Annotated in this window: 23 protein-coding genes and 2 tRNA genes; all 25 read left to right on the top strand. The window is 45.7% G+C overall.

The window, feature by feature from the left end; translation table 11 throughout:
* Nucleotides 1-105 precede the first annotated feature (105 nt).
* The 25 genes from rnmV (at nucleotide 106) to NYE50_RS00390 (ending at nucleotide 20,318) form a co-directional block, all read left to right on the top strand.
* Entirely contained in the window at nucleotides 106-669 is a 564-nt protein-coding gene (gene rnmV, locus NYE50_RS00270; RefSeq protein WP_004264696.1) for a ribonuclease M5, read from the top strand.
* The gene (gene rsmA, locus NYE50_RS00275; RefSeq protein ID WP_004264694.1) at nucleotides 659-1,540 is read left to right on the top strand and encodes a 16S rRNA (adenine(1518)-N(6)/adenine(1519)-N(6))-dimethyltransferase RsmA; all 882 of its coding nucleotides are present in this window, start codon (nucleotides 659-661) and stop codon (nucleotides 1,538-1,540) included. Before rnmV ends, rsmA begins: the two co-directional genes overlap by 11 nt.
* Before the next feature lie 172 nt (nucleotides 1,541-1,712).
* The gene (gene yabG / locus NYE50_RS00280) at nucleotides 1,713-2,588 is read left to right on the top strand and encodes a sporulation peptidase YabG (RefSeq protein WP_004264691.1); all 876 of its coding nucleotides are present in this window, start codon (nucleotides 1,713-1,715) and stop codon (nucleotides 2,586-2,588) included.
* 211 nt (nucleotides 2,589-2,799) lie between these two features.
* The gene (gene veg / locus NYE50_RS00285) at nucleotides 2,800-3,060 is read left to right on the top strand and encodes a biofilm formation stimulator Veg (RefSeq protein WP_003218330.1); all 261 of its coding nucleotides are present in this window, start codon (nucleotides 2,800-2,802) and stop codon (nucleotides 3,058-3,060) included.
* Between the two features lie 162 nt (nucleotides 3,061-3,222).
* On the top strand, nucleotides 3,223-3,411 hold the full coding sequence (locus NYE50_RS00290; RefSeq protein WP_011996172.1) for a small, acid-soluble spore protein, alpha/beta type: 189 nt from the start codon (nucleotides 3,223-3,225) through the stop codon (nucleotides 3,409-3,411).
* A gap of 143 nt (nucleotides 3,412-3,554) precedes the next feature.
* The gene (gene ispE / locus NYE50_RS00295) at nucleotides 3,555-4,424 is read left to right on the top strand and encodes a 4-(cytidine 5'-diphospho)-2-C-methyl-D-erythritol kinase (RefSeq protein WP_071181494.1); all 870 of its coding nucleotides are present in this window, start codon (nucleotides 3,555-3,557) and stop codon (nucleotides 4,422-4,424) included.
* Nucleotides 4,425-4,479: 55 nt separating this feature from the next.
* A complete protein-coding gene (gene purR, locus NYE50_RS00300) occupies nucleotides 4,480-5,337 on the top strand; it encodes a pur operon repressor (RefSeq protein WP_004264666.1) in 858 nt (285 codons plus the stop codon).
* Nucleotides 5,334-5,714, top strand: a complete 381-nt coding sequence (ridA, locus tag NYE50_RS00305) for a 2-iminobutanoate/2-iminopropanoate deaminase (protein WP_004264663.1) — start codon at nucleotides 5,334-5,336, stop codon at nucleotides 5,712-5,714. Before purR ends, ridA begins: the two co-directional genes overlap by 4 nt.
* Nucleotides 5,715-5,909: 195 nt before the next feature.
* The gene (gene spoVG / locus NYE50_RS00310) at nucleotides 5,910-6,203 is read left to right on the top strand and encodes a septation regulator SpoVG (protein WP_004264660.1); all 294 of its coding nucleotides are present in this window, start codon (nucleotides 5,910-5,912) and stop codon (nucleotides 6,201-6,203) included.
* Between the two features lie 191 nt (nucleotides 6,204-6,394).
* Nucleotides 6,395-7,765 (top strand): bifunctional UDP-N-acetylglucosamine diphosphorylase/glucosamine-1-phosphate N-acetyltransferase GlmU, encoded by a 1,371-nt coding sequence (gene glmU, locus NYE50_RS00315; RefSeq protein ID WP_004264658.1) that lies wholly within the window; start codon nucleotides 6,395-6,397, stop codon nucleotides 7,763-7,765.
* Between the two features lie 21 nt (nucleotides 7,766-7,786).
* Nucleotides 7,787-8,740, top strand: coding sequence for a ribose-phosphate diphosphokinase (locus NYE50_RS00320; RefSeq protein ID WP_004264656.1), 954 nt, complete (start codon nucleotides 7,787-7,789; stop codon nucleotides 8,738-8,740).
* Nucleotides 8,741-8,824: 84 nt separating this feature from the next.
* The gene (locus NYE50_RS00325) at nucleotides 8,825-9,433 is read left to right on the top strand and encodes a 50S ribosomal protein L25/general stress protein Ctc (RefSeq protein ID WP_014416724.1); all 609 of its coding nucleotides are present in this window, start codon (nucleotides 8,825-8,827) and stop codon (nucleotides 9,431-9,433) included.
* An 84-nt stretch (nucleotides 9,434-9,517) separates the two neighbouring features.
* The gene (gene pth, locus NYE50_RS00330; RefSeq protein ID WP_004264652.1) at nucleotides 9,518-10,084 is read left to right on the top strand and encodes an aminoacyl-tRNA hydrolase; all 567 of its coding nucleotides are present in this window, start codon (nucleotides 9,518-9,520) and stop codon (nucleotides 10,082-10,084) included.
* Nucleotides 10,085-10,145: 61 nt separating this feature from the next.
* Complete coding sequence (locus NYE50_RS00335; RefSeq protein ID WP_004264650.1) at nucleotides 10,146-10,376, top strand: anti-sigma-F factor Fin family protein; 231 nt, start codon at nucleotides 10,146-10,148, stop codon at nucleotides 10,374-10,376.
* Between the two features lie 69 nt (nucleotides 10,377-10,445).
* On the top strand, nucleotides 10,446-13,979 hold the full coding sequence (gene mfd / locus NYE50_RS00340; protein ID WP_025650339.1) for a transcription-repair coupling factor: 3,534 nt from the start codon (nucleotides 10,446-10,448) through the stop codon (nucleotides 13,977-13,979).
* 136 nt (nucleotides 13,980-14,115) lie between these two features.
* Nucleotides 14,116-14,652, top strand: a complete 537-nt coding sequence (gene spoVT, locus NYE50_RS00345) for a stage V sporulation protein T (RefSeq protein ID WP_004264646.1) — start codon at nucleotides 14,116-14,118, stop codon at nucleotides 14,650-14,652.
* Between the two features lie 168 nt (nucleotides 14,653-14,820).
* Nucleotides 14,821-16,401 (top strand): putative polysaccharide biosynthesis protein, encoded by a 1,581-nt coding sequence (locus NYE50_RS00350; RefSeq protein ID WP_172869969.1) that lies wholly within the window; start codon nucleotides 14,821-14,823, stop codon nucleotides 16,399-16,401.
* Nucleotides 16,391-17,866: a nucleoside triphosphate pyrophosphohydrolase gene (mazG, locus tag NYE50_RS00355; protein ID WP_172869970.1), complete on the top strand. Its 1,476-nt coding sequence runs from the start codon at nucleotides 16,391-16,393 to the stop codon at nucleotides 17,864-17,866. The genes NYE50_RS00350 and mazG overlap by 11 nt, the downstream gene beginning before the upstream one ends.
* A gap of 1 nt (nucleotide 17,867) precedes the next feature.
* The gene (locus NYE50_RS00360) at nucleotides 17,868-18,128 is read left to right on the top strand and encodes an RNA-binding S4 domain-containing protein (protein WP_007409934.1); all 261 of its coding nucleotides are present in this window, start codon (nucleotides 17,868-17,870) and stop codon (nucleotides 18,126-18,128) included.
* A gap of 78 nt (nucleotides 18,129-18,206) precedes the next feature.
* The gene (gene yabP / locus NYE50_RS00365; RefSeq protein ID WP_004264638.1) at nucleotides 18,207-18,509 is read left to right on the top strand and encodes a sporulation protein YabP; all 303 of its coding nucleotides are present in this window, start codon (nucleotides 18,207-18,209) and stop codon (nucleotides 18,507-18,509) included.
* The gene (yabQ, locus tag NYE50_RS00370; protein WP_014416729.1) at nucleotides 18,506-19,141 is read left to right on the top strand and encodes a spore cortex biosynthesis protein YabQ; all 636 of its coding nucleotides are present in this window, start codon (nucleotides 18,506-18,508) and stop codon (nucleotides 19,139-19,141) included. Before yabP ends, yabQ begins: the two co-directional genes overlap by 4 nt.
* Nucleotides 19,142-19,158: 17 nt before the next feature.
* On the top strand, nucleotides 19,159-19,536 hold the full coding sequence (gene divIC, locus NYE50_RS00375; RefSeq protein ID WP_061861766.1) for a cell division protein DivIC: 378 nt from the start codon (nucleotides 19,159-19,161) through the stop codon (nucleotides 19,534-19,536).
* A gap of 80 nt (nucleotides 19,537-19,616) precedes the next feature.
* A complete protein-coding gene (locus tag NYE50_RS00380) occupies nucleotides 19,617-20,003 on the top strand; it encodes a S1 domain-containing RNA-binding protein (RefSeq protein WP_004264630.1) in 387 nt (128 codons plus the stop codon).
* Between the two features lie 157 nt (nucleotides 20,004-20,160).
* Nucleotides 20,161-20,237 (top strand) — tRNA-Met (locus NYE50_RS00385).
* Between the two features lie 9 nt (nucleotides 20,238-20,246).
* A tRNA-Glu gene (locus NYE50_RS00390) sits at nucleotides 20,247-20,318 on the top strand.
* Nucleotides 20,319-20,420 lie beyond the last annotated feature (102 nt).

Here is a 20,420-nt window from a genome sequence, read left to right on the forward strand (position 1 = left end):
TCTGTTTTTTTCGTTATAATAGGTAAAGTGTATTTTCAGTATATTAGACGTGACATGTAAGCAAAGGTTTCGTTTTGGATATAAAAAGTTTTTTTGGAGGAAGTAATGAAAATTAAAGAAATTATTGTAGTCGAGGGACGCGATGACACTGCGCGCATAAAACTTGCCGTTGATGCGGATACGATCGAGACAAACGGTTCCGCAATCGGAGACGAAGTCATCAGGCAGATTCGGCTGGCGCAGGAAACGAGAGGTGTCATCGTGCTGACGGACCCGGATTTTCCGGGGGAAAAGATCCGGAAAACCATTTCTGAAGCAGTACCCGGCTGTAAACACGCATTTCTGCCCAAACATCTTGCCAAACCGAAAAACAAGCGCGGCATTGGCGTTGAGCACGCATCCATTGAAAGCATCAGAGCATGTCTGGAAAATGTGCATGAAGAGATGGAGGCAAAGCCGAGTGAGATTTCAGCTGAAGATGTCATACAGGCCGGTCTGATCGGCGGACCGGCTGCCAAAAGACGCCGCGAACGATTGGGCGACCTGCTGAAGATCGGCTATACAAACGGCAAGCAGCTTCAAAAACGGCTGCAAATGTTTCAAATCAAAAGAAGTGATTTTATTGATGCGCTCGATGCTATGAGGCAGGAGGAACAGGATGAACAATAAAGATATCGCGACACCTATCAGAACGAAGGAAATTCTGAAAAAGTACGGTTTCTCTTTTAAAAAGAGTCTGGGACAGAATTTCTTAATTGATACAAATATATTGGACAGAATTGTGGACCATGCGGAAATTACGGATCGGACCGGAGTCATTGAAATCGGGCCCGGAATCGGCGCGCTGACAGAGCAGCTTGCCAAACGGGCGAAAAAGGTCGTCGCGTTTGAAATTGATCAGCGCCTGCTTCCCATTCTCAATGATACGCTGTCTCCGTATGACAATGTAACGATCATTCATCAAGATGTGCTGAAAGCAGACGTCAAATCCGTCATTGAAGAGCAGTTTCAGGATTGTGATGAAATTATGGTGACGGCGAATCTCCCATATTATGTGACGACGCCGATCATCATGAAGCTCTTGGAAGAACATCTTCCGTTAAAAGGGATTGTCGTGATGCTGCAAAAAGAGGTCGCTGAGCGGATGGCCGCTGATCCTTCCTCTAAGGAGTACGGATCGCTTTCCATTGCGGTTCAGTTCTATACGGAGGCCAAAACCGTCATGACCGTCCCGAAAACGGTGTTTGTGCCTCAGCCTAATGTCGATTCAGCCGTCATCCGTCTCTTGCTTCGTGACGGCCCGGCGGTTGACGTCGATAATGAACCGTTTTTCTTCCAGCTGATTAAAGCAAGCTTCGCACAGCGCCGGAAAACCTTGCTGAACAACCTTGTGAACAATCTTCCGGGCGGAAAAGAGAAAAAAGCTCAAATTGAAGAAGTTCTTCAAGAAACGAATATTGACGGAAAGCGGCGCGGTGAATCCCTGTCCATAGAAGAATTCGCGCTCCTGTCCAACGGATTGCATAAAGCCCTTTTCTAAGAGGGCTTTTTGTTTTGCGTCACCACTTGGACTGCCGCTACATAGGCTAGAGGAGAACCTTATTCATTCAACTGCAAGAAAAGCTTGAAACATCAAGCGCCGCAGCGGAAAGAGGTGTATTTGCCAAGACTTCTTTCATGATGAGGCTTAGTCTATTTGTGGAGTGGGTAACGTGCAATTTCAAATAGGAGATATGGTAGCCAGGAAATCCTATCAAATGGATGTTTTATTTCGCATTATCGGTATAGAGCAAACAAGCAATGGGAATTCAATTGCCATCCTGCATGGTGACGAAGTCAGATTGATTGCGGATGCTGATTTTTCTGATTTGGAGCCTGTCAGAAAAGACGAACAGGCCATGAGAAAGAAAAGAGATGAAAGCAGGATGAATGAATCTCTCGAGCTGCTCCGCCAGGATTATAAGCTGCTTCGGGAAAAACAGGAATATTATGCGACAAATCAATATCAGCATCAGGAGCACTACTTTCATATGCCCGGAAAGGTATTGCATCTGGACGGCGATGAGGCCTATTTGAAAAAGTGCCTGAACTTTTATGAAAAAATCGGTGTGCCGGTATACGGAATTCATTGCCATGAGAAAAAAATGCCGGCATCAATTGACGAGCTGCTTGATAAATACAGGCCGGATATTTTAGTCATCACCGGCCATGATGCATATTCCAAGCATAAGGGAGGCGTGAACGATTTAAGCGCCTACAGGCATTCCAAACACTTTGTCGAAACCGTTCAAAGAGCGAGGCGTAAAGTACCTCATTTGGATCAGTTGGTCATATTCGCGGGGGCGTGCCAATCTCATTTCGAGTCTTTAATCAGGGCAGGCGCGAATTTTGCAAGTTCGCCGTCACGCGTCAATATCCATGCGCTTGACCCGGTATATATTGTCGCGAAAATCAGCTTCACCCCGTTTATGGAGCGGATCAATGTATGGGATGTCCTGAGAAATACGCTGACGAGAGAGAAAGGGCTGGGAGGAATTGAAACGAAGGGTGTGCTACGTGTCGGTATGCCGTATAAATCAAATGGATGAGTGATAAAACCCGCATATATTTCGCTATGCGGGTTAATTATTTTACATATTGATACATAAATTTCCGGAACTTGTGAAAAATAACGCAGAAATCAATAGAATTTTGTCAAAATAATTTTGTTGACAATGACTTATTAACGTTGATATAATTTAAATTTTATTTGACAAAATTGGGCTCTTGTTGTACAATAAATGTAGTGAGGTGGATGCAATGGCGAAGACGTTGTCCGATATAAAAAGATCGCTTGATGGGAATTTAGGTAAACGGCTTACGTTAAAAGCAAACGGCGGCCGCCGAAAAACGATTGAGCGTTCGGGCATTTTAGCTGAGACGTACCCTTCTGTTTTTGTGATACAACTAGATCAAGACGAGAATTCGTTTGAAAGAGTTTCATACAGTTATGCTGATATTCTGACTGAGACTGTTGAATTGACATTCAATGACGATGCGGCAAGCTCAGTAGCATTTTAATGGGCAGTGAACCTTTTGTTTACTGCTTTTTGTTTTGCCTTCCAAAGCTCTTCTAATTATTCCCTCGAAAGTTTCAGCCGATTAAACGGAAGCTATAAGTGTCACATGTTTTATCGTGGCGTGCACGAATGGTGATCAATTCTATAAAAGGGGTTGTTTCGTTTGGGCAGACGTCGTGGAGTTATGTCAGATGAGTTCAAATATGAGCTGGCGAAGGACCTTGGTTTTTACGATACGGTGAAAAACGAGGGCTGGGGAGGCATTCGGGCGCGTGACGCCGGGAATATGGTAAAGCGCGCGATTGAGATTGCCGAACAGCAGATGGCGGCTCAGAACCAAAATAACCGATAATGCAGTGGCCCGGGGGACAATCCGTTCCCCGGTTTTTTCTATCGGCTGTCAAAACCGGCGTCAATTTCGGATAAGTACCTCCGGGTCTCCAAATGTGATACAATGTTCATACTTATGTTTAGATGGAGAAGTAGGTGAAAGCTATGCGTATTTTAGAAAAAGCGCCGGCCAAAATCAATCTGTCCCTCGATGTGACGAGTAAACGCCCGGATGGTTATCACGAAGTGGAGATGATCATGACGACAATTGATTTGGCAGATCGGATTGAACTGACAGAACTGCCCGAAAACGTTATCAGAGTGGCGTCGCATAATCGCTTTGTTCCGGATGATCAAAGGAATCTGGCTTATCAGGCAGCCAAACTGCTTAAAGAACGGTTTCAAGTCAAAAAAGGCGTTTCCATTATGATTACAAAAGTGATCCCTGTTGCGGCAGGGCTTGCCGGCGGAAGCAGCGATGCGGCAGCCACGCTCAGAGGGCTGAACAGGCTTTGGGATTTAAAGCTTTCTGTCGAAGAGCTCGCGGAGCTTGGAGCTGAAATCGGTTCAGACGTGTCCTTCTGTGTATACGGAGGCACTGCTCTGGCAACCGGACGCGGTGAGAAGATCAGGCACATCAGTGCTCCGCCTCATTGCTGGGTCGTGCTTGCCAAACCGACGATCGGGGTATCGACTGCCGAAGTGTACCGCCGGCTGAACTTACAGCAGGTTCGGCATCCTGATGTGCAGGCGATGATTGACGCGATTGAAGAAAAAAGCTTCCAAAAGGTATGCGGACAATTAGGAAACGTATTGGAGTCGGTTACGCTCAGCCTCCATCCCGAGGTGGCGATGATTAAAAGTCAAATGAAACGCTTCGGCGCTGATGCGGTGTTAATGAGCGGAAGCGGACCGACTGTATTCGGTTTGGTTCAATACGAATCGAAGGTGCAGCGGATTTATAACGGGTTAAGAGGTTTCTGTGATCAAGTGTACGCGGTGCGGATGATCGGCGAACAGAATGCTCTTGATTAAATCCGTATGTTAAGTTATATTATTTTTAAATTATTCGGATTTTGGGGGTAAGTTCATGAAGTTTCGTCGCAGCGGCAGATTGGTGGACTTAACAAATTATTTGTTAACCCATCCGCATGAATTAATACCGTTAACGTTTTTCTCAGAACGGTATCAATCAGCAAAGTCATCAATCAGTGAAGATTTAACGATTATTAAACAGACCTTTGAACAGCAAGGCATTGGGACGCTGCTTACAGTGCCGGGAGCTGCCGGAGGCGTCAAGTACATTCCGAAAGTGAAACAGGCTGAAGCAGAAGCGTTTATCCAGGAGCTGGGACAGTCTTTAGTAAATCCTGAGCGTATCCTTCCGGGCGGTTATGTATATTTAACGGATATCTTAGGAAAACCATCTGTCCTCTCTCATGTAGGCAGGCTTTTTGCTTCCGTTTTTGCGGAGCGGGAGATTGATGTGGTGATGACCGTTGCGACAAAAGGAATCCCTCTTGCTTACGCAGCGGCCAGTTATCTGAACGTTCCGGTTGTCATCGTGCGAAAGGACAACAAAGTGACGGAAGGCTCCACGGTGAGCATCAATTATGTATCAGGGTCATCTAACCGCATTCAAACGATGTCGCTTGCGAAAAGAAGTTTGGCTACGGGTTCGAACGTTTTGATTATTGACGACTTTATGAAAGCCGGCGGCACCATTAACGGCATGATCAGCCTGCTTGATGAGTTTAATGCAAACGTCGCGGGAATAGGCGTCTTGGTTGAAGCCGAGGGAGTGAATGAACGGCTTGTCGATGAATACATGTCACTGCTCACGCTTTCAACCATCAATATGAAAGACAAAACGATTGAGATTCAAAACGGCAATTTTCTGCGATTTTTTAAAGAACAGCATTTAAAGAATGGGGAGACAGAAAAATGACAAAAGCAATCCATACAAAACACGCGCCGGCAGCGATCGGGCCATATTCACAGGGAATCATCGTAAACAACATGTTTTACAGCTCAGGCCAGATTCCTCTTACTGCTGAAGGAGAAATGGTAAACGGTGATATCACAGAACAAACGCATCAGGTGTTCAGCAATTTAAAAGCTGTGCTGAAAGAAGCGGGCGCTTCGCTCGAGACGGTTGTCAAGGCAACGGTGTTTATTGCTGATATGGAGCAGTTTGCGGAAGTGAATGAAGTGTACGGACAATACTTTGATGTACATAAGCCGGCAAGGTCTTGTGTGGAAGTGGCGAGACTGCCGAAAGACGCTCTCGTGGAAATTGAAGTCATTGCGCTGGTGAAATCTTAAATCTCAGAAAAGTGGTTCCGGTCTCCGGGATCACTTTTTTTATGCAGTATATGATCCCCAAATATGGTTTATCACCTAATTGTGTATGTATATCCTATATTTTCAAAAAAACTTTTTGAAACGTGCAGGAATTTAAAAAGAATCGTGGAATTGTTAGACTAATGCTTTTATATAGGGAAAAGGTGGTGAACTACTGTGGAAGTTACTGACGTAAGATTACGCCGCGTGAATACCGATGGTCGCATGAGAGCGATTGCATCCATCACGCTGGATCACGAATTTGTCGTACATGATATTCGTGTGATTGATGGAAACAATGGTCTTTTCGTTGCGATGCCGAGTAAACGCACCCCTGATGGAGAATTCCGCGATATTGCTCATCCTATTAATTCCAGCACGCGGGGCAAGATCCAGGATGCTGTTTTAAATGAGTATCATCGTTTGGGTGACTCTGAAGCATTAGAATATGAAGAAGCCGGGGCTTCTTAAACATAACAAAATGTAAGGACTGCTGATAAAGGCTGACACAAGGCCTTTTCCGGCAGTCCTTTTTTAAATCTGATTTTTCAGTAATAAAGCGATTACATAGAAAATTCTTGCACTTTTTGATGTCTTCTTGAAATCAACAGCTATTTAGGATATATTTTTCTATGGATAAAAGGGATATTGGAGGCCATTAAATGGATAAGCGGTTTGCAGTGATTTTAGCTGCCGGAAAAGGAACGAGAATGAAATCGAAGCTTTACAAGGTCCTTCATCCGGTATGCGGAAAGCCTATGGTAGAGCACGTCGCAGACGAAGCTCTGAAATTATCTTTAGCGAAGCTTGTCACCATCGTAGGACACGGCGCCGAAGATGTGAAGAAGCAGCTCGGACAGAAAAGCGATTACGCTCTCCAAGCAGAACAGCTCGGTACGGCTCATGCGGTCAAGCAGGCAAAACCATTTCTTCACGGAGAAAAGGGTGTCACGATCGTTATTTGCGGCGATACACCGCTTCTGACGGCGGAGACGATGGAAGCCATGCTGAATGAACATACAGACAAAGGTGCAAAAGCCACGGTGTTAACGGCCGTTGCCGACGATCCCGCCGGATACGGAAGAATCATCCGCAGTGAAGACGGCGCCGTTCAAAAAATCGTGGAGCACAAGGATGCTTCGGAGCAAGAACGTCTTGTGAAAGAAATTAACACGGGAACGTACTGTTTTGATAACGAGGCTCTTTTTCGTGTCATCGAACAGGTTTCGAATGAAAATGCCCAAGGCGAGTATTATCTGCCGGATGTGATCGAAATCCTCAAAGACGAAGGCGAAACTGTTGCCGCTTACCAGACTGGTAACTTCCAAGAGACGCTCGGAGTGAATGATAGAGTCGCTCTTTCTCAGGCTGAAATGTATATGAAAGAGCGTATTAACAAACGGCATATGCAGAACGGAGTCACTTTAATCGATCCGATGAATACGTACATCTCACCTGACGCACGTATCGGACAAGATACAGTTATTTATCCCGGAACTGTGTTAAAGGGACAAGCAGAAATCGGCGATGAATGTGTCATCGGCCCTCACACTGAGATAGAGGACAGCTCAATCGGCAGCCGCACTGTGATTAAACAATCCGTTGTCAATCGCAGCAAAGTTGGGAATGATGTAAATATCGGTCCTTTTGCTCACATCAGACCCGATTCCGCAATCGGCAATGAAGTGAAGATCGGAAACTTTGTTGAAATCAAGAAAACACAATTCGGCGACCGAAGCAAAGCATCTCATTTAAGCTATATCGGTGATGCCGAAGTGGGCACGGATGTGAATCTGGGCTGCGGCTCCATCACGGTCAATTATGATGGGAAGAAAAAGTATTTAACCAAAATTGAAGACGGCGCCTTTATAGGCTGCAACTCCAATCTGGTCGCTCCTGTTACAGTGGGAGAAGGCGCGTACGTCGCTGCGGGTTCAACCGTAACTGAAGATGTGCCGGGCGAAGCGCTTGCCATTGCCAGAGCAAGACAAGTAAATAAAGAAGATTATGTGAAAAACATTCATAAAAAATAATCCTAAAATCGGAGGTTTACCATGTCTAACGAATACGGAGATAAGAATTTAAAGATTTTTTCTTTGAATTCAAATCCAGAACTTGCAAAAGAAATCGCGGATAATGTAGGGGTTCAATTAGGAAAGTGCTCTGTTACAAGATTCAGTGACGGAGAGGTCCAGATCAACATAGAAGAAAGTATTCGCGGCTGTGATTGCTATATCATTCAGTCTACAAGTGCGCCGGTTAATGAGCACATTATGGAATTGCTGATTATGGTTGACGCTTTAAAGCGCGCTTCCGCGAAAACAATCAACATTGTGATTCCGTACTACGGTTATGCGCGCCAGGACAGAAAAGCAAGATCACGTGAACCGATTACGGCAAAACTTTTTGCAAACCTGCTTGAAACAGCGGGTGCGACACGCGTGATCGCGCTTGATTTACACGCGCCGCAAATTCAAGGTTTCTTTGATATTCCGATTGACCACTTAATGGGTGTTCCGATTTTAGGCCATTACTTTGAAGGTAAAGACTTGAAAGATATCGTCATTGTTTCTCCTGACCACGGCGGTGTGACGCGCGCCCGCAAACTTGCGGACCGTCTGAAAGCGCCGATCGCGATTATCGACAAACGCCGTCCTAGACCGAATGAGGTAGAAGTGATGAATATCGTCGGTAACGTGGAAGGAAAAACAGCGATTCTGATCGATGATATTATTGATACGGCCGGCACAATCACACTTGCCGCTAACGCGCTGGTTGAAAACGGAGCTGCAGAAGTGTATGCATGCTGTACGCACCCTGTACTGTCAGGCCCTGCCGTTGAGCGGATCAATAACTCTAAAATCAAGGAGCTTGTCGTAACGAACAGTATCAAGCTTCCTGATGAGAAAAAAATCGACCGCTTTAAGCAGCTTTCTGTCGGACCGCTTCTGGCTGAAGCGATTATCCGCGTTCACGAGAAACAATCTGTCAGCTATTTATTCAGCTAAACCGAAACTTTAAGGTTTAAATCCCAGTTATTGTGGGTATTGTTCTAATAGGACGATAAAACGATAATTAGGATGGTGCTGAATATGGCAACTTTAAAAGCAAATGAAAGAACAGATTTTAAACGTTCGACGCTTCGGAAAATCCGTCATTCAGGACATGTTCCAGGGATTATATACGGTAAAGAAACAACGAATACGCCTGTCTCTTTAGACAGTGTCGAATTGCTTAAAACATTGCGGGACGAAGGAAAAAACACGATTATCACAATTGATGTCAACGGAAATCAGCAATCGGTTATGGTGACTGATCTTCAGACAGACCCGCTCAAAAACGAATTGACGCACGCCGATTTTCAAGTCGTGAATATGAGTGAGGAGCTGGAGGCCGAGGTGCCGATTCAGCTGACGGGAGAGGCGAAGGGAGTCAAAGACGGAGGCGTCATCCAGCAGCCGCTGCATGAGCTTTCGATTAAGGCCAGACCGAAGGACATCCCTCAGACAATCAATGTTGATATTTCAGGACTTGAGATGAATGATGTGCTGACCATCGCAGATCTGACTGCTGACGGCAATTATACATTTACAAACGATCCGGAAGAAGTCGTGGCTTCCATCCTTCCTCCTAAGCAGGAAGCATTCGAAGAAGATGCAGAACCGTCTCCTGGGGAAGAGCCCGAAGGAGAAAATCAATAAGCGCTTTAAGACGTAACCCGCCCGAGGTTACGTCTTTTGTGCTAGAATGAGAAGAATTACAGCGATGTTGAGGGAGGATTTACGATGCTTGTGATTGCTGGTCTCGGTAACCCCGGGAAAACCTACGAGAACACGAGACATAATGTCGGCTTTATGGCCATTGACGAGCTTTCTAAAGAATGGAATATTGAACTGAATAAAACGAAATTCAACGGACTTTACGGAATGGGGTTTGTTTCCGGAAAAAAAGTTCTACTTGTTAAACCGCTTACATACATGAATTTATCAGGGGAATGTTTGCGGCCGCTACTGGATTATTATGATGCCGATCATGAAGATCTGAAAGTCATATACGATGACCTTGATCTTCCGACGGGAAAAATCAGGCTCCGGACGAAGGGGAGCGCAGGCGGACATAACGGAATTAAATCGCTTATACAGCACCTCGGAACCCCTGAATTTGACCGGGTCAGAATCGGAATCGGCCGCCCCGTCAACGGAATGAAAGTCGTTGACTATGTACTGGGAGCTTTTACGAAGGAAGAAGCGCCGCATATCAATGATGCCGTCTCAAAAACCGTAAAAGCCTGCGAAGCTTCCTTAACGAAACCATTTTTAGAAGTCATGAACGAATTTAATGCAAATGTATAAGATAAATAATGGGAGACCATACTAGGGAAAAATGATTTTTTCACATCAGGAGGTCCAACGTATGGCTTTGCATTATTTCTGCCGCCACTGCGGCTTTAAGGTAGGGAGCCTGGAATATTCGACGGTGCCGACACAGTCACTTGGATTTCAGCACTTAACAAATGAGGAAAGAAACGATATGATTTCATATAAAGACAATGGAGATGTCCATGTTCTTACAATTTGTGAAGACTGCCAAGAGGCGCTGGAACGCAATCCGCACTACCATGAACACAACACATTTATTCAATAAGAAGCTTTGGTGTAGATTCTAGACCAAAGCGTTTTTCTGTTCTTGCAGAAAATAGAGAGGAGGGCCCATATGGACAACATTCAAACCTTTATTAAAGAAAGCGATGATTTTAAATCCATTGTCAACGGTTTACATGAGGGGCTGAAGGAACAGCTGCTTGCGGGTCTGTCAGGTTCCGCGCGTTCTGTTTTCACCTCCGCCCTTGCACAGGAAACGAAAAGGCCGATTTTCTTTATCACCCATAATTTATATCAGGCCCAAAAAGTGACGGAAGATCTGACGGCGCTTCTCGGGGATCAATCTGTTTTTTTATACCCCGTAAATGAATTGATTTCTTCAGAAATTGCGGTAGCGAGCCCTGAACTGCGCGCTCAGCGGCTTGATGTCATTAATAGATTAACAAACGGAGAAGCGCCGGTCGTTGTGGCGCCCGTTGCGGCAGTGAGAAGAATGCTTCCGCCGAAGGAGCTGTGGAAAAGCAGCCAGCTCGTCATTTCACTCGGAGACGAAATAGAACCGGATCAGCTGTCCGCGCGCCTTGTAGAGGTGGGGTATGAGCGTTCCGATATGGTTTCTGCACCCGGTGAATTCAGTATTCGCGGCGGAATTATCGACATTTATCCGCTGACGTCGGAGCATCCGGTGCGAATTGAACTGTTTGATACGGAGGTCGATTCCATCAGAAGCTTCAATTCTGATGACCAGAGATCAATTGAGACGCTCAAACATGTGGCGATCGGACCGGCGAAGGAATTGATCATCAGGGCGGAAGAAAAAGCCCGTGCGATGGAAAGGCTCGATAAAGGGCTTGCCGACAGTCTGAAAAAGCTGAAGCAGGACAAACAAAAGGAAATGCTTCATATCAATATCTCACATGATAAAGAACGGTTATCAACGGGACAGACTGATCAGGAACTTGTGAAGTATCTCTCGTACTTTTACGAAAAGCCTGCTAGTTTGCTAGATTATACACCGGCAGACACGTTGTTACTGTTAGACGAGGTCAGCCGCATTCATGAAATGGAGGATCAGCTGCAAAAAGAAGAGGCCGAATTTACGACAAGTCTGCTCGAGGAAGGGAAAATTCTGCACGACATTCATTTATCCTTCAGCTTTCAGGAGCTTATGAGCGAAAAGCGGCGCCCGGCTATTTATTATTCATTATTTTTGCGTCATGTCCAGCATACAAGCCCTCAGAATATCGTGAATGTGACAAGCAGGCAGATGCAGAGTTTTCACGGGCAGATGAATGTGCTCGCAGGTGAAATGGAGCGCTTTAAGAAATCAAACTTCACCGTCGTCTTTTTAGGCGCGAATAAGGACAGAACCGACAGATTGGCATCCGTGCTGGCTGATTACGAAATTGAAGCCGCAAAAACGGACAGCTCCAAAGCGCTTGTGCAAGGACAGGTCTATGTCATGGAAGGCGAGCTGCAATCCGGTTTTGAACTGCCGCTGATGAAGCTGGCCGTCATTACGGAGGAAGAGCTGTTCAAAAACCGAATTAAGAAAAAGCCGAGAAAGCAGAAGCTGACAAATGCCGAACGGATCAAAAGCTATTCCGAGCTTCAGGTCGGTGACTATGTCGTCCACGTCAACCACGGGATCGGTAAGTATTTGGGGATCGAAACACTAGAAATCAAAGGCATTCATAAAGATTACCTCAACATTCATTATCAGGGCAGCGATAAGCTGTACGTCCCTGTAGAACAAATCGACCAGGTGCAGAAGTACGTCGGCTCTGAAGGGAAAGAACCGAAGCTTTATAAACTGGGCGGCAGTGAATGGAAACGGGTGAAGAAAAAAGTTGAAAACTCCGTTCAGGATATTGCCGATGATCTGATTAAGCTTTATGCGGAACGGGAAGCAAGCAAAGGCTATGCGTTCTCGCCGGATCATGAAATGCAGCGGCAGTTCGAATCTGCTTTCCCTTATCAGGAAACAGAGGACCAGCTCCGTTCCATTCAGGAGATTAAAAAGGACATGGAAAGAGAGCGTCCGATGGACCGTTTGCTTTGCGGTGATGTCGGTTACGGGAAGACGGAGGTAGCCATCCGAGCGGCCTTTAAAGCGATCGCAGACGGAAAGCAGGTCGCGCTTCTTGTGCCGACGACAATACTCGCGCAGCAGCATTATGAAACCATTATGGAGCGTTTCCAGGACTATCCGATTAACATCGGTCTTCTCAGCCGATTCAGAACGAGAAAAGAATCCAATGAAACGATTAAAGGCCTGAAAAACGGAACTGTAGACATCGTAATCGGAACCCACAGGCTCTTATCTAAAGACGTCGTCTATAAAGATCTCGGCTTGCTCATCATTGATGAAGAGCAGCGCTTTGGCGTAACGCATAAGGAAAAAATCAAACAGATCAAAGCCAATGTCGATGTGCTGACTCTTACAGCGACGCCGATACCGCGTACGCTTCATATGTCCATGCTCGGTGTGCGGGACTTATCTGTTATTGAAACGCCGCCGGAAAACCGTTTCCCTGTTCAGACATATGTCGTGGAATACAATGGCGCGCTTGTGCGGGAAGCCATCGAAAGAGAACTGGCGCGCGGAGGACAGGTATATTTCTTGTACAACCGCGTGGATGACATCGAGCGGAAGGCTGATGAAATTTCCATGCTTGTTCCCGATGCGAAAGTGGCATATGCCCACGGAAAAATGACTGAAAATGAATTGGAAAGCGTCATGCTCAATTTTCTGGAGGGGGAATCAGACGTCCTTGTCAGCACGACTATTATTGAGACAGGCGTAGATATACCAAATGTCAATACCTTGATTGTGTTCGACGGAGACAAAATGGGGCTGTCTCAGCTGTATCAGCTGAGAGGACGGGTCGGCCGTTCCAACCGCGTCGCTTACGCGTATTTTACGTACCGCAGAGACAAAGTGCTCACTGAGGTGGCGGAAAAACGGCTGCAGGCGATTAAAGAATTTACCGAGCTGGGATCAGGCTTTAAAATCGCCATGCGTGACTTGACGATCAGGGGAGCAGGGAACCTTCTCGGCGCCCAGCAGCACGGCTTTATCGACTCAGTCGGTTTTGACCTGTACTCGCAAATGCTCAAGGAAGCGATTGAAGAGCGGAAAGGCGATATTCCGAAAAGCGAACAGTTTGAGACAGAAATCGATATCGAGCTTGACGCGTATATTCCTGAGAACTATATACAAGACGGCAAGCAAAAAATCGACATGTACAAACGGTTCAGGTCGATCGCCACAATTGAGGAGAAAAATGAGCTTCAAGATGAAATCATCGACAGGTTCGGCAGCTACCCTAAAGAGGTTGAATGGCTGTTTACGGTTGCTGAGATGAAGGTATACGGAAAATATGAACGCGTCGAACTCATCAAGCAGGATAAAGACGCGATCAGATTTACCATTTCTGAAGAGGCCAGCGCACAGATTGACGGCCAGAAATTGTTCGAACTCGGCAATAAATACGGCCGGCAGATCGGACTGGGAATGGAAGGGAAAAAGCTGAAAATCTCAGTACAGACGAAAGGCCGCAAAACGGAAGAGTGGCTGGAGACCGTGCTCGGCATGCTGAAAGGCCTTCAGGATGTGAAGAAGGAAACAATCGCGTCTTCATAAAAATTGTTACTCTCTGGTGTATATTACATTTGATGTGACGGATACTAATTTCAAGCGAGTGGCGGAAGCTACATAAAGTAAAGAGCTTTAGTACTTTCCCTTAAATATCATCACATGAAAGAGAGGCACCAGAGAGATGAAAGCTACAGGTATCGTACGTCGTATTGATGATCTAGGACGGGTCGTCATTCCTAAAGAAATTCGGAGAACACTGCGAATCAGGGAAGGAGACCCGCTTGAAATATTCGTTGACCGCGACGGAGAAGTTATATTGAAAAAATATTCTCCTATCAGTGAGCTTGGCGATTTTGCGAAGGAATATGCAGATGCTTTGTATGACAGTCTCGGCCATTCCGTTTTGATTTGCGACCGTGACGCGTATATTGCCGTTTCAGGCAGTTCGAAAAAAGAATTTCTGAACAAAGCCATCAGCGATTTGCTCGAAAAAACGATGGATCAGCGCAGCTCAGTGGTAGAAAACGACGTGAAGTCCGCGCAGCTTGTTAATGACATTGATGAAGATATGAGCTCCTATACCATAGCCCCGATCGTGGCAAATGGCGATCCTATCGGCGCCGTGGTCATCTTTTCTAAGGAACAGGCGCTTGGAGAAGTAGAACATAAAGCGGTAGAAACGGCAGCCAGTTTTTTGGCGAGACAAATGGAGCAGTAGGTCTTATTACCATTATTGAAATAAGAAAACGGAGAAAGAGCAGCTCTTATACAAGTGCTGTTCTTTTTCATATTCATATGTGCTCTCTATCGGTTCGGCCGTTAGGATTGTGATATAATAAGCTCGTTTTATAGACGTAATTTTCTAGCGGCTGGAAGGAGCTTTTGGATGAACGATTCAGTTGGCGCCAAGCGGCAATCGGCATGGAAAGGTGCTTTTGTGCTCGTCGTTGCGGGTATCGTGACGAAGATATTAAGCGCCGTGTACAGAGTTCCTTTTCAGAATATTGTCGGTGACGTCGGATTTTACATTTATCAGCAGGTGTATCCGTTTTTAGGGATCGCGGTCATGCTGTCAACATCCGGTTTTCCGGTAATCATCTCAAAATTAATGAACGATTATAGCGATCATAAACAAAAAATAATGAAAATTTCCGCCCTTTATGTCACGGCGGCCGGACTTGTTCTGTTTGCGCTCATGTATGCCGGCGCGGCGCCGTTGGCCGGTTTTATGGGTGACGCCCGCCTTGTGATGCTGATAAGGGTCGCGGCGTTCGCTTTCATACTGTTTCCGTTTACGGCGGTTTTCAGGGGGTATTTCCAAGGCGTGCATGATATGATGCCGTCAGCTTTATCCCAGATTACGGAACAGCTTCTTCGCGTGGCGGTGCTTCTCGGTTTATCCTTCTGGCTTTTGAAAAGCGGCCGCTCATTATACGCGGCAGGTGCGGGGGCGGCCTCGGGATCAATTGCCGGAAGCTTGGCAGCCCTTTGTGTATTGGCTGTTTTCTGGTATAAGCGGGAAGAAACAAAGAAAGACGGCGGACATATCGAAACGGCCGTCATTGTAAAAAAGCTGCTGCTTTATTCAGTCACCATCTGTATCAGCAGTGTACTCATGCTTTTGATTCAGCTTGTAGACGCCCTAAACTTATATTCACTGCTTTCAGACGGGACGGAGAGCCATGCCGCGAAACAGCTGAAAGGCATATATGACCGCGGACAGCCGCTCCTTCAGCTGGGAACCGTGTTTGCCGTCAGTATCGCCGCGTCATTGGTTCCTTCAATTTCAAAAGCGGTGCATGAGAATAAGCCGTTTATCATAAAAGAGAAAGCGACATCAGCCGTCAAGCTCTGCCTTGCGGTAGGGATCGGTGCATCAGCCGGGCTTTTTTGCATTTTAGAGCCGGTGAATATCATGCTTTTCCAAAACAGTGAGGGGACGCAGACCTTACAAATATTCAGCTTATCTATCTTTTTTGCCTCGATTGCGCTTACAGCAGCCGCGATTCTGCAAGGAGCGGGACATACCGTTTTCCCCGCCGTATCTGTTTTGGCGGGAGTGGCGCTGAAATGGGTGCTGAATGTTTGGCTGGTCCTCGGCTGGGGTATTACAGGAGCGGCACTGGCGACCGTCTTGGCATTTGCCGCAGTTGCGTGCCTGAATCTCCGGAGAATTTGGTCGAAGGGCTGGCTGACGAATATCGGCGGCGTGATTGCCCGTCTATGCTGGTGCAGCCTGCTGATGGTCTTCTTTCTGCTCGTATATATGAAGCTTTGGCAGTTATTTGTTCCTGTCAGCAGGGCCGGAGCTGTATGTGAGAGTCTGTCTGCGTCAGTCATCGGAGGGCTATTGTTTATTTATTGTATGATAAGAATGAAGATTTTCACGGACGAAGAGCTGAGCGGCCTTCCTTTCGGCAGTGCTTTAAGCAAATTGAAAAAGAGGAGAGAAAAACATGGCAGGTAACATTACGGTCGTCGGCCTCGGCGCCGGAGACATGGATCAATTGACAGTGGGCGTACATAAGCTGTTGACTCAGGCGAAGCATTTATATATAAGAACGAAAGACCACCCTTTGATTTCGGAATTAGAGCAAGAGACGGAAGCGGACATCCGGTATTTTGATGATATTTATGAAAAACATGATCAGTTTGAAGCGGTCTATGAAGAGATCGCGGACATTCTGTTTGAAAAAGCGAAGCAAGAGGATATCGTCTACGCTGTACCCGGGCATCCGTTTGTCGCTGAGAAAACCGTTCAGCTGTTATTTGAACGCCGGGAAGAACAACAGATAGCTGTTCATACTGCCGGAGGGCAAAGCTTTCTGGATGCCACTTTTAATGCATTGCGAATTGATCCGATTGAAGGGTTTCAATTTACGGATGCGCAAACAATGACGCCGGATGAGCTCGAACTCCGCCATCACCTGATCATTTGCCAGGTTTATGACCAGATGACGGCCTCTGAGGTAAAGCTGACGCTTATGGAGAAATTGCCTGACGACTATGAAGTGGTCATCGTCACGGCAGCCGGAAGCAAGGGAGAAAAGATGACCAAGGTGCCTTTGTTTGAACTTGACCGCAATGTAGAAATAAATAACTTAACAAGCGTGTATGTTCCGCCGATTAAAAAAGAAGAACTCCTTTACCAGGAATTTTCTGCATTCCGAAGTATTATTCGCGAGCTTCGCGGGCCGAACGGCTGTCCGTGGGATCAAAAGCAGACACACCAGTCATTAAAGAAATATATGATTGAGGAATGCTACGAACTGCTTGAGGCCATTGACGAAGAGGACACGGATCACATGATAGAAGAACTCGGGGACGTCATGCTTCAGGTTATGCTGCACGCCCAGATCGGAGAAGACGAGGGGTATTTCTCAATTGATGATGTCATCAGAGACATCAGTGCGAAGATGGTCAGACGGCACCCGCACGTGTTTAAGGATGTTAAGGTTCAGGATGAACATGATGTCGTCGCCAACTGGGAAGAAATCAAAAAGACGGAAAAGCAAACAACATCCTCTTCATTGCTGGATGCCGTGCCGAAAACACTGCCTTCTCTTGCAAAAGCGGCCAAGCTTCAGAAAAAAGCCGCAAAAACCGGCTTTGACTGGGATGACGTTCAGGATATATGGGATAAAGTAAATGAAGAGCTGAAGGAATTTTCTGCAGAGGCTTCCGCCGAAACAGCAGATGAAATCAGCTTAAAAGCTGAATTCGGCGATGTTTTATTTGCATTGGTCAATATCGGCCGATACTATAAAATTGAGCCTGAGGAAGCGCTCGCCATGACAAATGACAAATTCCGCAGACGCTTTGCTTATATTGAGAAAGAAGCGGCAGCAAAGGGACTTGAATTGACCGCAATGTCACTTGAAGAAATGGACAAATTGTGGGATGAAGCAAAAGAAATGGAGAGGAGATTCTGATATGAGACTTGATAAGTTTTTAAAAGTATCCAGATTAATTAAACGCCGCACATTGGCGAAAGAGGTCGCCGATCAAGGGAGAATCACCGTTAACGGGAATCAGGCGAAAGCCAGCTCAGACGTAAAAGCCGGTGATGAACTGACGGTCCGCTTCGGCCAGAAGCTTGTCACCGTGAAGGTAAACGAATTGAAAGAAACAACGAAAAAAGAAGAAGCCGCGGGCATGTATACAATCGTCAAAGAAGAAAAACTCGGCGAATAGGCTTGTTCTAAACAAGGCTCCCGCCTCATACAATGCAGTAATAATGCTAAAAGTATCGAGGATATGGGGGCTGAATAGATGAATTCATATTATGAGCAAAAAGGTTCTTCTTCTGTTCCGGAACAGCATGATGTAACGATGAAAGGGAGAAAGCATTTAGACATTTCGGGCGTCAAGCATGTAGAAAGTTTTGACAACGAAGAGTTTTTGCTGGAAACAGTTATGGGAATGCTTTCCGTCAGAGGCGAGAACCTGCAGATGAAAAATCTTGATGTGGAAAAAGGGATTGTATCTATAAAAGGCAGGGTGTTTGACCTTGTATATTTAGACGAGCAGCAAGGGGATAAAGCTAAAGGGTTTTTTAGCAAGTTGTTTAAATGACACTGACGACCCAATTTTATACGATGCTGGCAATGACCGGTATGGGCGCCTGGCTCGGAGCGTCGCTTGATACATACAGGCTGTTTGTCAGCCGCGCCAAAACGGCCAGATGGCTGTTATTCATTCATGACATTCTCTTTTGGATTGTACAAGGTCTGATGTTTTTCTATGTGCTGCTCAACGTGAATGAAGGAGAACTCAGGGTATACATTTTCTTGGCTGTCTTACTGGGTATTGCGACGTACCAAAGCCTGTTTAAACGAATGTATATAAAAATACTGAAATTTGCCATTCATCTTGCGGTGTCTCTTTACCAATTCGCAAAAAAGCTCATTCAGCACGTGCTGTTCCGTCCGGTGCTTCTGCTCTTTAAGCTGCTCATCGGGCTGATCACGGTTATTTCTTTATACTCCTATCGGGTGAGTGCCTTTTTTGCGAAGTGTCTTTTTAAGATCGTAGCTTTTTTGCTGTATCCGCTGTTCTTCCTGTTGAAACAATTATTGAAACTTCTTCCTGAAAAATGGCGTCTTACTTTCAAACGATATTTTCAAAAAAGTGCAGGATTTTCACAAAAGAGCAAGAAACTAATCATAACAATCAGATCGACCATGATACGTATTTTGAAAAGGTGAAAGGAGGACCGTCTGGTTTGAATCTATCTAGAGAACGTACAATAACTGAAATTCAAAACGACTATAAAGAGCAGGTTGAACGGCAATCCCAGCTTATGAAAAGAAGGCGGAAAGGGCTTTTCAGACGGTTGATCGTATTCGGCGCCCTTGTGTTGTTGACGGCTATTGTCTTAGCGGGTTCTCTGTGGTCACAGACCTCTTCCCTTAGCGCAAACGAAGAAAAGAAAGCTCAGCTGGAAAAACAAGTGAAAAAATTGAACACGAAACAGGCTGATTTAAAAGATGAAATTTCCAAATTAAAGGATGAGGATTACGTCACAGAGCTTGCCAGAAGAGACTTGTTTATGTCAGGAAATGGTGAGATTCTCTTTAATGTAGAGAAGAAGAGCAAGTAGCCTTGTTGACACTTAAATTTTTATTTAGGTATAATTAAACAAACGATCTTTTTATAAGCCTAAGGAGGAGCACTTTTTTTATGTCGATTGAAGTTGGCAGCAAGTTGCAAGGGAAAATAACAGGTATTACAAATTTCGGAGCATTTGTTGAATTGCCTGGAGGCTCAACCGGTCTCGTTCATATCAGTGAGGTAGCCGATAATTATGTAAAAGACATTAACGAGCATTTAAAAGTCGGCGATCAAGTTGAAGTGAAAGTCATCAACGTTGAAAAAGACGGGAAAATTGGTTTATCAATTAAAAAAGCTAAAGACCGTCCGCAAGCCAGACCTAGAAATGATTTCCGTCCGAAAGAATCTTTTGAACAGAAAATGAACAAGTTTCTTAAAGATAGCGAAGACCGCTTATCATCTTTAAAACGAAACACGGAATCAAAACGTGGAGGGCGCGGAGCAAGAAGAGGATAACTTGCTGCTTTCTATAAATACATGGAGCATCCGTCTATCCCAGCGGGTGCTTTTTTTGTATGCGTCCGTATAGTCAGAAAATTAAAACTTTAAAGTTTCTGTTGACGAGATGAAGAAACCTTTGTATTATATAACTTGTGCTTATAAGCACCTATATGGCGGTGTAGCTCAGCTGGCTAGAGCGTACGGTTCATACCCGTGAGGTCGGGGGTTCGATCCCCTCCGCCGCTACCATATATATCCGGCCCGTTGGTCAAGCGGTTAAGACACCGCCCTTTCACGGCGGTAACACGGGTTCGAATCCCGTACGGGTCATCAAGCGAATCGGCTTCTGTTGCAGAAGCCGATTTTTTCATATTTAGACAACTTTTTGAGAAATGTCGGAGGAAATACGAAAGGAAAGGGGAACAAGGGAGA

Source organism: Bacillus sp. EU55, assembly GCF_038005925.1.
GTDB classification, from domain to species: domain Bacteria; phylum Bacillota; class Bacilli; order Bacillales; family Bacillaceae; genus Bacillus; species Bacillus velezensis.

What these genes read in the sequence shown, in the direction of transcription:
- spoVT (WP_004264646.1), top strand. Translation starts at nt 14,116, where the DNA reads ATGAAAGCTACAGGTATCGTACGTCGTATTGATGATCTAGGACGGGTC.
- mfd (WP_025650339.1), top strand. Translation starts at nt 10,446, where the DNA reads ATGGACAACATTCAAACCTTTATTAAAGAAAGCGATGATTTTAAATCC.
- NYE50_RS00350 (WP_172869969.1), top strand. Translation starts at nt 14,821, where the DNA reads ATGAACGATTCAGTTGGCGCCAAGCGGCAATCGGCATGGAAAGGTGCT.
- purR (WP_004264666.1), top strand. Translation starts at nt 4,480, where the DNA reads ATGAAGTTTCGTCGCAGCGGCAGATTGGTGGACTTAACAAATTATTTG.
- yabP (WP_004264638.1), top strand. Translation starts at nt 18,207, where the DNA reads ATGAATTCATATTATGAGCAAAAAGGTTCTTCTTCTGTTCCGGAACAG.
- NYE50_RS00320 (WP_004264656.1), top strand. Translation starts at nt 7,787, where the DNA reads ATGTCTAACGAATACGGAGATAAGAATTTAAAGATTTTTTCTTTGAAT.
- rsmA (WP_004264694.1), top strand. Translation starts at nt 659, where the DNA reads ATGAACAATAAAGATATCGCGACACCTATCAGAACGAAGGAAATTCTG.
- pth (WP_004264652.1), top strand. Translation starts at nt 9,518, where the DNA reads ATGCTTGTGATTGCTGGTCTCGGTAACCCCGGGAAAACCTACGAGAAC.
- veg (WP_003218330.1), top strand. Translation starts at nt 2,800, where the DNA reads ATGGCGAAGACGTTGTCCGATATAAAAAGATCGCTTGATGGGAATTTA.
- NYE50_RS00380 (WP_004264630.1), top strand. Translation starts at nt 19,617, where the DNA reads ATGTCGATTGAAGTTGGCAGCAAGTTGCAAGGGAAAATAACAGGTATT.
- rnmV (WP_004264696.1), top strand. Translation starts at nt 106, where the DNA reads ATGAAAATTAAAGAAATTATTGTAGTCGAGGGACGCGATGACACTGCG.
- mazG (WP_172869970.1), top strand. Translation starts at nt 16,391, where the DNA reads ATGGCAGGTAACATTACGGTCGTCGGCCTCGGCGCCGGAGACATGGAT.
- yabQ (WP_014416729.1), top strand. Translation starts at nt 18,506, where the DNA reads ATGACACTGACGACCCAATTTTATACGATGCTGGCAATGACCGGTATG.
- NYE50_RS00325 (WP_014416724.1), top strand. Translation starts at nt 8,825, where the DNA reads ATGGCAACTTTAAAAGCAAATGAAAGAACAGATTTTAAACGTTCGACG.
- ridA (WP_004264663.1), top strand. Translation starts at nt 5,334, where the DNA reads ATGACAAAAGCAATCCATACAAAACACGCGCCGGCAGCGATCGGGCCA.
- glmU (WP_004264658.1), top strand. Translation starts at nt 6,395, where the DNA reads ATGGATAAGCGGTTTGCAGTGATTTTAGCTGCCGGAAAAGGAACGAGA.
- ispE (WP_071181494.1), top strand. Translation starts at nt 3,555, where the DNA reads ATGCGTATTTTAGAAAAAGCGCCGGCCAAAATCAATCTGTCCCTCGAT.
- NYE50_RS00335 (WP_004264650.1), top strand. Translation starts at nt 10,146, where the DNA reads ATGGCTTTGCATTATTTCTGCCGCCACTGCGGCTTTAAGGTAGGGAGC.
- NYE50_RS00360 (WP_007409934.1), top strand. Translation starts at nt 17,868, where the DNA reads ATGAGACTTGATAAGTTTTTAAAAGTATCCAGATTAATTAAACGCCGC.